Raw genomic sequence first — 10,546 nt, 5'->3', positions numbered from 1 at the left:
CCCAAGTTAGGGCATATGCCCCTTGGTGTAAAGGGGGCATATGCCCTAAGATTGAGCGGGATCGACGTGAACAAGGGAAAGCGGAGGACGATCATGCCCAGTCGCTTTGGGGCACGCGACGAAAGTCCGTGCAGCGCAACGGCCATGCGTAAGGCCACCCGGCGCATGACGCAGTTGTACGACGACGCCTTGGCGCCGGCTGGACTGCGCTCGACCCAGTACGCGATCCTTGAGGAACTCCATCGGCAGCCCGATGATCCGCCCACCATGGGTGAGTTGGCCGAGACGCTCGTGCTGGACCGGTCGGCCCTTGGGCACAACGTGCGACCGTTGGAGCGCGACGGTCTCATCGCGTTGGTCTCCAGCGACGATGACCGGCGACGGCGCCGCGTGGTGCTCACCACAACGGGACACGCCAAGTTCGCGCAGGCTCGGGAGGCGTGGAAATTGGCGCAGGACCGCTTCAACGACGTGTTCGGCGAATCGGCAGCAGCGAAACTCCGAGCCACCCTGCTCCGCATCGCCCGCGACGAACGCCTCGCCACGCTAACCGATTGACCGAGAGAACGGCGATGGATCCCTTCGGCTGGTTGACCGGAGCAGACACCTTGATTCACGTCGACGCGGGGCGTCAGCGTGCGCGTCCACCGGCGTCGTGTCGTCGGACCGTTGTAAAGCGTTAGCAGCCAACTGGTTTCAGAGCGAGCGATCGGCGGAGGCGGTGCGGCGCCCACCGAACTGCGGGCCGTCGTCGCGTCGCACCTCAGCCCGTACTTCACAACTGCGGTCAGCCAGGACGTCCGGGGGGATCACCCGATCGCCGCATCCCTGGCGTAGGCAGCCATCCTCGCCGCCCTAGATCGTTGCTCTCCGGCCGTTGACGATGGCTAGCTCTCAACTGCTGAGTTTGTTGACAGTCTGGGCTCCTGACGGAAGGAGCCAAAAGCGCACGAGATCAAAGCGCGCCATTGTCCGCTCGGCGAATGTGCATGTAGTTATCACCCCGTGAGTTTCGGACACCGCGGGATTACAGAAAGGTCGTACGTGCGGCGATGTTCGAATGTCGCCTGCGATTTCGCCTGTGCGCTATGGGTGGTCGGCTTTGAAGAACATCTCGAACTGAATGCCGTCGGGGTCCTTGAACGGCAGTACCGCACCGTATTCGCGCTCGGCGATCGGAGAGTGACGCACCCCGAGCTGCTCGAACCGTGCCAGCCACTCATCGAGGCCGGCTCGTGTGTCGACCTTGAAACCCATGTGATCGAACCCGGTGCGCCGGGGATCGAAGGTCTCGCCCTGATTCTCGTCGTGCTGCTGGCATTCGATGACGGTCCGCGACAGCGGATGCAGCAGCAAGATGGCGTGCCACCCGTCGCCGACGACCCTGTCGATTTCGGTCAGTTCGAGCAGCGCTGCCCACCATTGAGCGCTTGTCTCGGCGTCCTGGACGGAGAACGAAATGTGCGAAACCTTGCTGAAGGTTGGCATGGATATTCCTCTGGATCACATTTGGATGCGGTGCGGGTGTCCGGTCGTGAGTATGTCGTATGCGTCACCCATCATCTGTCGGATGATCTCGGCGGCCGGGGCAGTGCGTCGAACTGCGCCTACCCCTTCGCCGGCAGGGTAGGCCATCGACTCCCAATCACCGCAGGTTTCGGGTGTCGGTGGCAACGTCGACCTGAACGGCATGTCATACGGCACGTTTACCGAGTGCGGAAACAGGCGCGTCCGACCGATGGTGGCGTGCTGTTGTGGTTCGGAAGCATCGACGCTTGCTGCAGCGCTGCGCACGGCCGGGGTGGCGAGAAGCCGGTAGGGCTGATCGGGCCATTCGGGTCCGAAGGCAGTGGTGCGCAACGTCTTACCGGGCGAATCGATGAGTCGACGCTTGTACTCGGAATGGGCGTTGGCTTCCTCGGCCGCAACCAAGGCGGTGCCTACCCACACTCCGTCGGCGCCGGCACGCAATGCAGCTGCCGCCGCGGTCCCGTCCGAGATGCCGCCCGCGCCCAAGAGAAGCATGTCCGGCCACTCGTCACGGATCGTGCTCAACAGCGTATGCAACGGGATCCGTCCGCGGGCATGGCCGCCGGCTTCGCAGCCCTGAGCGACTATCCCGTCGACGCCGAGTTCGACGGCGGCCGTGGCAAGTTCGGGGGAGGAAGCTTGCATCCAGACACTTGTCCCCGCGGCACGCAACGTGTTGACCCACCGGTCCGGTGGTGGGTCATGGTGAAATACGACCAAGGGCACATTCAGCTGGACGCACACATCGATATGCCAGTCCGTACTGGCAGGCCCGAACCCGGTATCGGCGCAGATGAGATCCACTCCGAACGGCCCAGAAGTCAAGGCGCACAATCGTTCTACCATTATCTGCAAGCTGCCCGGAGGATCGGGAGATGCTCCTAGTACACCCAATCCGCCGGCATTGGTGACCGCGGCGGCAAGCTGTTCGTGGGCGATGAATCCCATACCCGCACCGACGAACGGATGCCGCAGGCCATACTCGCGGGTCAACCGGGTTGGGAGCGCAGCGACATCCGGCGTCTCTGGCATGGCTTCTCCTTCGCATGCTCCGATTCGGAGTAATTTCGAAGATAGTCCGAATCGGAGTATTGTCAAACGCCATGGCCAACAAGCAGCTGACTCCGACGTCGTTCGCGATACTCGGCCTGCTCTCGATCCAGCCGTTCACGACCTACGAACTCGCTCAGCAGATGGACCGCACGGTGAGCTGGTTCTGGCCTCGGGCGGCCAGCATGGTCTATGAAGAGCCGAAGAAGCTCGTGACCGCCGGTCTGGCCACCTCGCAACCGTCCTTCACGGGCAAGCGGCGCAGCACCATTTACGAGATCACCGACGCGGGTCGCACGGAGCTGCGGGACTGGTTGGATACACCCGCCGCGGGGATGCGCATGGAGTTCGAAGCCATGATCAAGGTGGCGTTCGCGGACGCGGGTGACGCGAATCAGCTGCGTTCGGCGGTGAGGGAGATCCGGGCGGACGCAGAGGCGCGATTGGCTGAAATCCTCGACAGGTCAACGCAGTATGCAACGATGGGCGGCCCATTTCCAGACCGGCTGCCCATCGTTGCGATCACCGGAAAGCTGCTCATGGGTCAATACGAGGCTGTCATCCGATGGGCCCAGTGGGCCGATGACGCGATCGGTGAATGGACTGGTGTCACACCGGCAACTGGCGCGACGGTGCCGCCCAACGCCTTCACCTCAGGGTGGCCCGCCTAGGAGGATCCAGTCGACGATCGGGTGCCCGTCTGCGCCGCGCAGAAGACCACCTGTGCGCCGGGCAGATAGGTGAGTACCTCATAGGGACAGATCGCGTCCAGGGCGGAACCCCTGGTAAAGGCCCATGGCGATGATCACCAGGCGGCCCCCTGTACGTCGGCGTCTTGCCCGATCCCCACCGCGTGACCTGAGCGTTCGACGGCTGCCAGCAACCCCTGTTCAGCGGCGCCGGCAGACACACCGCAACGGCCAGAGGCCACTTCGAACTCAGGCGAGTGGCTCAGGGGGCGGTGGCGGCGCAACCGAAGGTGCAGGGCCGGGCGGTGTCAGAGGTGCCTGCGGCAAATGTGGCGACGGGCCCGCAGCTGCCACCGAGGGCGCCGGCGGCGCTAGGGGCGCTGCAGGCCCGGACAGCGGCACCGGTGTCGACGGTGACGGCGCCACCGAAGTGGGCGGCACAGCCACGTCCGCGGCCCAACTCGCCTGGAGCTGACTTGCGGCGAAAGCCACGCCCTGGTCAACCATGCCGGCCTCTACGTACTCGTTGTGCGCGGAGAAGCTGCTCCCGTGAGGATCGCAGACGAGGTCGTTGTCGACACACAGGTCGATGGTCTTGCCTAGATACAGCGGGCCGACCTCGACGGGTGGGTCGTTGATCGCGTGCATGAAGCGCGTCGACGGTTTACCGAAGAGGGCAACCGCTGCGACGTGGTTGGCCACGTCGGGCGGCATCGGCGCTGGCACGTCCACAGCGGAAACCCCATCGGGGACGGCGTCGGCGGTGACGAAGCCCATCACCGCCGCGCCTTGGGAGAATCCGCCGAGCACCATCTTGGTGTGAGGACAGTTCGCCGCGGTGGTGAGGACATGTGTGCGTGCGTCCGTAATGCCTTGCACGGCGGTGGGGAAGTCGGTGGTGGCGGGATAGTCGACCGCGTACACCCCGACCGACTTCGGGCCGACGCGGGAGCGCAGCGAGTCGACGAACGCCTCACCCGTTGGGCCCACACCAGGCAGCTCGGTAGTGCCGCGGGCGAATACCACCTCGGCGTCGGGGCAGGGCGCCGCGAGCGCGGACGGCATCGGTGCACTCTGCATCACCCAAAATGCCGCTGCCGCAGCGCCGATCAAACCAGCGATCCGGCGGGGCCTCACAAGCCCATGCTGACACACCGCGAAGCCGAGCGCGCGTTGAGCCTGTGGACGCAAGCGCGGTCGTGGGGGCCAGCGCACGATCGAAAATTCGCGCGCCAGCATCACCCTGCGTCGTCGACAAGCGTGACAACCTCGTGTGCGCAGCCCCAACTCAACGTGATTCCCGCACCACCGTGCCCGTAGTTGTGCACCACCCGCGCACCGGAACTGAGCTGCTCGCCCTCCTCCAGTCGGACGGTCGAACGGCCGGGGCGCAGGCCGACCACGTGCTCGAGCACCCGTGCGCCACGCAGCGCCGGTACCAGGTCGCAGCAACGCTCGACGATCGCTGCGCCTGCGGCCAGGTCGACTGTCGTGTCCCAGCGCCCTTCATCCAGGGTGCCGCCCAGGATGCAGTCGTCTGCCCGAGGATGCACGTACGCGCGACCGCCGGGATGCTGCTCGTCGCGGATCGACAAGGTCAGACCGGGATTGCTCACGCGGACGATTTGACCCCGGACCGGGTATACCGCTGAGTCGCCGACCAGTTCGCGCGCACCGAGACCGGCGCAGTTGACCACGACGTCGGCGTCGTCGCCCAACTCTTGCAGCGACCGCACGTGTCGTTGGGTGAACTCGCCACCGAGACCGTGGACCCGGGCGACCAGCCACGGCAGGTAGATCGGCATCTCCGCCAGTGGCACCACGAACCGCAGGCCGTGTCGATAACCCGGCGGCAGCTCGTCCGCTTCCGCGGGACGGACACCGCCCACCGCGGCCGCCCACTCCGGTTCGCGGGGGGCTTGCCGGTAGAGCCCGAGCGACTCGCGCATCACCACCCCGGGCACGTGTGTCGCCGCCTGGTCGGCGAGCACACGGAAGGTGTGCTCACCCCAGCGCAACACCCGTTCCCACGGTCCGACGTGCGTCGGGAACCACACCGCCGCCGCGAGCGCCGACGTGGTGGCCGCGCTGGGCTCGGCGGCCACCAACCGCACCCCGTGCCCGGCCTCGAGCAGGGAGATGGCAGTGGTCAGTCCGCTGACTCCGGCGCCGACCACGACGACCTGCAATGCGTTGGTCATGAACCCGAGCGCGAGCCGAGGAGGCCGCCGGGATCGTGCTGCACGGGAGCAAAGCTACGCGGGCCGCAGCGCTGAGCCAACATGCGCACCGCTGACCCCGCCGCCTCCGCGCGCCGAAGCCTATTCCTGGCCTGGGTAGGCCACGGCGTCGATGACGCCGCCACCGTTGATCGGTGGGCCGAGCAGCACGATCGACTTGGCGGCCGTGGTGTCGTAGGAGAGGAGCGCCTGGCCGCTCCCGCATCCGGCCTTGGCCTGGAGGTGGAGGTCATTCCCGTGGACACCGACCACGACGACGCTGTCGCTCTGCACGTCGGGCACCGACACCGGTGATGTCGTTCCGTCGGCGTTGAGCTTGGCCAGGTAGACGACGCCGCACGCGCCCAAGGCCTGCACGAACGTGCCTGCCCGGAGCTGCCACGCGTCCGCGTCGCCGAGATCGGGGCCCTTCTGTCCGTTGTTCGGTGCGGTGAGAGCGGTTGGTGTGGCACCGCTGGTCGGCACCAGCCAGAGGCGCATGCCGCTACCGTCGCTGCCTTCGCACCTCGCGAGGACGGTCGTGCTGCGGTTGCCGTCCCACCACCGCAGCGGACTGCAGTCGGTCTGACCCTGCATCGGCAGCACATTGCCGCCCGTCCCGTCGTTGCCCATGAGGGCGAGGCCCGACGGTGTACCCAACACGAGCCGCGTGCCGTCGGGTGTGGAGAGGTATCCGCCCCCGAAGTCCGACCCCACCGGGTAGTTCAGGTGGGGGTTGCCGGCGAGGTCGACGCTCACGAGCGACCCGGGATGCGATGTGTAGCCCCGCGTCGCCACCAGAAGAGCCTTGCCGTCGGGGCGGGTGAAGCGAGGGGAGCCGTTGACGGGCAACGGGGTCTGTGCGCCGGTATGGAGGTCGACCAGGATGGCCGCCGGGGGTTTGGCGTACTCCGCGTAGAACAGGGCCTGGCTCCCGTCGCCCGACCAGTCGACCAACTGCGGGCCCGCCATGTCGCCCGGTGGCGGGAAGGTGGTGATCGCGTAACGGCCACCGGCCGGGTCGACCAGGTACAGCGTCGTGGTGGCGGTGCCGGGCGACGGTTCGCCAGGAACCGGTGGTTGGCCGGGGCTGCCGCCGGAGACCGGGCTCCAGGTCGCCAGGATCCAACCGGGACCCACCTGCGACCAGGGGACGGCGCCGATCGCGGCCTCAACGCCGTGCGCCGCCGGGGCCGCCTCCGTAGATGTCGATGTCGGCGAAGCGGCGCTGCCCGACGCGTCGTGCGCCGCCGTCGAACCGGTCGACGAAGAGCACCCGGCCACCATCACCGCCGCCAGCGCAGCGATCACTGTGGTCTTGCGATTCATCTCCGTGCTCCTTCGAGTTCGCTGATGCTTGCCAGAGTCATCTCGCTGCGCTGCTATCGAACCCATTAAAGGCTGCGGCCGACGCCTTGGTGGATCCTTGCCCATCATCAGAGCGTGGCGAAGCGGTCGAGGGCGTCGACGGCGTGGTCCCACATCGCTCCGCCGGGGGCGGGCTGCTCAGATCGAGGCGACCGTGAACCAACACCGCTGTGAGCGATGGTGTCCGACCCTCGCCAACCCACTGCCATTGACCGAGAATCAACCGGATGTGGTCAGACTGGTGGCTGATTCCGATGAGCGTGATCGCTGGCGTGGTGCTGATCTGGGCGGCGCTGATCGTCGCATTGTGGTTCGTCAAGCCGGACGATGTTGGAGTACGAGACGCGATGCGGTTGCTGCCCGACTTGCTCCGACTGCTGAAGCGGCTGGCGTTCGATCCGACGATGCCGCGCGGTATTCGGGTTCGTCTCGTGCTGCTGTTGGGGTACCTGGCATTACCGATCGACCTGATTCCGGATTTCGTTCCCGTCCTCGGTTACGCCGACGACGCGATCATCGTTGCGTTCGTACTGCGTTCTGTTGCGCGGCGTGCCGGCCCCCAGGCGTTGGCCAAACACTGGCCGGGCACGCCTGAGGGGCTGGTTGCCGTTCGTCGGATGTGTCGCCTACGTGATGCCGTGTGAAACGGCGGCGCAGCGAAGAGCTCGCGGCCAATACGCCGAAGTGCAATGCCCGAGACGCTGTTCTGACGTGCCGACGCTCTCAGCGGAAAGACAGGATCTCGAGGCCAGAATACGGTGATGCCGCAGCGGCAGCAGGTGACGAGTTTGACAACGGACGCCGCCCCAATGGAGTCGACGCCGATGCACGACCGTGCGGGAATGCGCACCCACACGAGGCACGGGATGCTAGGAGAACTGCTGAGTCCGAGCAATTGGGGCATCCCGGCGCGGTCAGCGGCAGTTTCGGCGACGGTGGTGTTCGTGGCGGTCACCGTCGCCGGAGCCGGCTTGGTCGCCGTCCTTTACCACTCGTTGCTCAACGGAGTGGACGCCGCGGCGGCGGGGCGGGTGGGCGACGTCGTGGCGGGCCTGAAGTCCGACATTCCGACCGAACTCGACGGGGCGTTGTTGGCGACTGACCAGCGCATCGTTGCGGTCCAAATCGTGGCCATGGACGGGAAGGTCAAGCTGGGCTCGCAGTCAGCGTCCGACACCCCGCTGATACCCGTCACCGATGTCACGACCTCATTGCGAGCGGGCACACCGGTGGGTCCGATACCCGACAACGACCTCCGCGTCAGCAGTCAGATAGCCGAGTCGCCCAACGGGCGGTACGCCGTGTTGGTGGCCGGCGGAAGCGAGGGTGCGGAGTCGACCGCGGCGACGGTGGCGATGCTGCTGGCGATTGGCGCGCCCATCGTCATCGGCGTCGCCGCGGCCGCAAGCTACCGTCTCGTGAAGCGATCCCTACGCTCAGTTGACGCGATACGTGTTCGGGTCGCCGAGATCTCCAGCTCCCATTTGGCTGAGCGGGTGCCGGTTCCAGCGAACCGCGACGAGATCTCCGCGCTCGCAACCACAATGAACGAGATGCTGGCACGCGTCGAGGCGGGGCACACCGCCCAGCGGCGATTCGTCGGAGACGCGTCCCATGAACTGCGTAGCCCGCTGGCGACGATCATTTCGGTGTTGGAGGTGGGGGAGGTTCACCCCGAACTATTGGATGAGGATTTGACCGGCACTCTTCTTCCGGAGGCGTACCGGATGCAGGCGCTCCTCGAAGACCTCCTGATGCTCGCGCGCGCCGACGAACGTGGCCTGGCCTTGCGCAATGACGAGGTACCACTGGACGTCATCGCGGAAAGCGAAGGTGCCCGGCTCAGGCGAGAAACGAGGTTGGACGTCCACACTGACATCACGCCGACCCGCTTGGTCGGCGACCTCGGCGGAGTCTTGCGCGTGTTGCGCAACTTGGTCGACAACGCCGCCCGGCACGCCAGCTCGCGAATCGAAATCGCGGTCGAAAAGCGTGCCGCCGATGCCATCCTCGTCGTTGCCGACGACGGCCCCGGCATACCGGAATCGGAGCGGCTTCACGTCTTCGACCGGTTCGTGCGGTTGGACTCCGATCGGGCGCGCAGCGGCGGCGGCGCCGGCCTTGGGCTGGCGATCGTCGCCGAGATCGTCGCCGCCCACGGCGGAACGATTGTCGTCGATGAGCGGGCGGGCGGCGGAACTCGGGTGACCGTCACCTTGCCCCTATGACGACAACCGGTAACCGACTCCACGGACCGTCTCGATCGACGCGGCGCCGAAGGGAATGTCGATTTTGCTGCGGAGATATCTGACGTAGACCTCCACGACGTTCTTGGGTCCTTCGTAGTGTGCGTCCCACACGTCGTGCAGGATGTCCGCCTTGGTGACGACGGTGTCCTTGTTGCGCATCAGGTACTCCAGCAGCCCGAACTCCCGCGGAGTGAGAGATATCCCTGTGGCGTTTCGCTGCACCCACCGCCGGGACGGATCCAGCGCCAACGACCCGGCGACCAACACTGCGGGCCGTTCCGGGGCCCCTCGACGGATGAGGGCTCGCAACCGCGCCACCAGCACCTTGAACGAGAACGGCTTCATCAGGTAGTCGTCGGCGCCCAAATCCAGCGCATCCGTCTGGTCGTACTCGCCATCCTTCGCGGTCAGCATCATGACGGGCGTCGATACGCCCCGCGACCTCATCCGCCTCAGCACCTCGTATCCACTGAGGCCCGGCAACATGATGTCGAGAATCACCACGTCGAAGGGCTCCTCGGTCGCTTGATGAAGTCCATCGATGCCGTCGGCAGCGGCCACGACGACGAAACCTTCGGTGCGCAAACCCTTGGTGAGCGCCAACGAAAGGCGCGGTTCGTCCTCCACGAGGAGAAGCTTCACGTGGCGGCCTCCCCGATCAGTGGTGTTCTCCACAGTGACAGCGCGCCGCTGAAAGCACGCTGAAGCCGTGGCGCACCCGCAATCCATTCGGCCTTTGGCAGCCTTAGCGATTCCTCAGCTACCGGCCTCTACTGTGCTGATGTGCGGGGAGACCCGGCGGGTCGACCAGGAGGTAGACCGTGACACGACACGGCGATGGCCGAACAGGTAGCGCATGAAGGTCCTGCTCGTCGAGGACGAGTCGAGACTCGCCTCCACTGTTCGCCGCGGCCTGCAAGCGGAGGGCTTCGTCGTCGTGATCGCCGGCGAGGGTATCGAGGGGCTTCAGCTAGCGACGGAGGAGTCCTTCGACGCAGTGATCCTCGACATCATGCTGCCGGGTCTCAACGGATATGAGGTGCTGCGAAGGATGCGCGCCAAGCATGTGTGGACGCCGGTCATGATGATGACCGCGAAGTCCGACGAACACGACCAGATCGACGCGTTCGACTTGGGCGCCGACGATTATCTGACCAAGCCGTTCGTGTTCAAGGTGCTGGTCGCCCGGCTACACGCGCTGATGCGCCGCGGTGCCTGCGAGCGACCGGTCGTACTAACCGCAGGCTCGTTGTCTCTCGACCCGGTACGACGTTGCGTCGCCCGGGAGGGCACCCCGATCGAGCTGACGCCGAGGGAATTCGGAGTGTTGGAATACCTGATGCGCTACCGGAACACGGTGGTCACCAAGGCCGACCTTCTGGAGCACGTCTGGGATCCGAGGTATCACGGTGCCGACAATGTGGTCGAGGTCTACGTCGGT

At 66.0% G+C, this 10,546-nt stretch carries 11 protein-coding genes; 5 read left to right on the top strand and 6 right to left on the bottom strand.

All coding sequences use genetic code 11. From position 1 onward, the window contains the following. Positions 1 to 144: 144 nt before the first annotated feature. The gene (locus QOC69_RS25985; protein WP_526445074.1) at positions 145 to 558 is read left to right on the top strand and encodes a MarR family winged helix-turn-helix transcriptional regulator; all 414 of its coding nucleotides are present in this window, start codon (positions 145 to 147) and stop codon (positions 556 to 558) included. Between the two features lie 528 nt (positions 559 to 1,086). Here QOC69_RS25985 and QOC69_RS25980 read toward each other — a convergent pair. Together QOC69_RS25980 and QOC69_RS25975 are read right to left on the bottom strand one after the other, a co-directional pair. Next, positions 1,087 to 1,488, bottom strand: coding sequence for a VOC family protein (locus QOC69_RS25980; RefSeq protein ID WP_526445072.1), 402 nt, complete (start codon positions 1,486 to 1,488; stop codon positions 1,087 to 1,089). A 15-nt stretch (positions 1,489 to 1,503) separates the two neighbouring features. After that, positions 1,504 to 2,562, bottom strand: coding sequence for an NAD(P)H-dependent flavin oxidoreductase (locus QOC69_RS25975; RefSeq protein WP_526445070.1), 1,059 nt, complete (start codon positions 2,560 to 2,562; stop codon positions 1,504 to 1,506). A gap of 71 nt (positions 2,563 to 2,633) precedes the next feature. On the opposite strand from QOC69_RS25975, the gene QOC69_RS25970 reads away from it, so the two are divergent. Beyond that, a complete protein-coding gene (locus QOC69_RS25970) occupies positions 2,634 to 3,251 on the top strand; it encodes a PadR family transcriptional regulator (RefSeq protein WP_526445068.1) in 618 nt (205 codons plus the stop codon). A gap of 267 nt (positions 3,252 to 3,518) precedes the next feature. Here the strand turns inward: QOC69_RS25970 and QOC69_RS25965 are convergent, their stop codons facing one another. The 3 genes from QOC69_RS25965 to QOC69_RS25955 all read right to left on the bottom strand — a co-directional run bounded on the left by QOC69_RS25965 (position 3,519) and on the right by QOC69_RS25955 (position 6,817). Further along, positions 3,519 to 4,334 carry a cutinase family protein gene (locus QOC69_RS25965; RefSeq protein WP_526445066.1) on the bottom strand — a complete coding sequence of 272 codons (816 nt, stop codon included), beginning with the start codon at positions 4,332 to 4,334 and terminating at the stop codon, positions 3,519 to 3,521. A 173-nt stretch (positions 4,335 to 4,507) separates the two neighbouring features. Beyond that, positions 4,508 to 5,470 carry an FAD-dependent oxidoreductase gene (locus QOC69_RS25960; RefSeq protein WP_526445064.1) on the bottom strand — a complete coding sequence of 321 codons (963 nt, stop codon included), beginning with the start codon at positions 5,468 to 5,470 and terminating at the stop codon, positions 4,508 to 4,510. A 120-nt stretch (positions 5,471 to 5,590) separates the two neighbouring features. Next, positions 5,591 to 6,817, bottom strand: coding sequence for a hypothetical protein (locus QOC69_RS25955; RefSeq protein ID WP_526445062.1), 1,227 nt, complete (start codon positions 6,815 to 6,817; stop codon positions 5,591 to 5,593). Positions 6,818 to 7,083: 266 nt separating this feature from the next. Between QOC69_RS25955 and QOC69_RS25950 the strand changes: the two genes are divergently transcribed. Together QOC69_RS25950 and QOC69_RS25945 are read left to right on the top strand one after the other, a co-directional pair. Then, positions 7,084 to 7,500, top strand: a complete 417-nt coding sequence (locus QOC69_RS25950; protein ID WP_526445060.1) for a YkvA family protein — start codon at positions 7,084 to 7,086, stop codon at positions 7,498 to 7,500. 198 nt (positions 7,501 to 7,698) lie between these two features. Next, on the top strand, positions 7,699 to 9,084 hold the full coding sequence (locus tag QOC69_RS25945) for a HAMP domain-containing sensor histidine kinase (protein WP_526445058.1): 1,386 nt from the start codon (positions 7,699 to 7,701) through the stop codon (positions 9,082 to 9,084). Here the strand turns inward: QOC69_RS25945 and QOC69_RS25940 are convergent. Beyond that, complete coding sequence (locus QOC69_RS25940; RefSeq protein WP_526445056.1) at positions 9,079 to 9,747, bottom strand: response regulator transcription factor; 669 nt, start codon at positions 9,745 to 9,747, stop codon at positions 9,079 to 9,081. The genes QOC69_RS25945 and QOC69_RS25940 overlap by 6 nt on opposite strands. A gap of 214 nt (positions 9,748 to 9,961) precedes the next feature. On the opposite strand from QOC69_RS25940, the gene QOC69_RS25935 reads away from it, so the two are divergent. Then, the coding region (locus QOC69_RS25935; protein WP_526445054.1) for a response regulator transcription factor at positions 9,962 to 10,546 on the top strand (585 nt) is incomplete at its 3' end.

This window comes from Mycobacterium sp. (assembly GCF_032162105.1).
Lineage (GTDB): Bacteria > Actinomycetota > Actinomycetes > Mycobacteriales > Mycobacteriaceae > Mycobacterium.
Note: the sequence above shows the minus strand (reverse complement) of the source record. Positions and strands in the feature narration are given on the sequence as shown.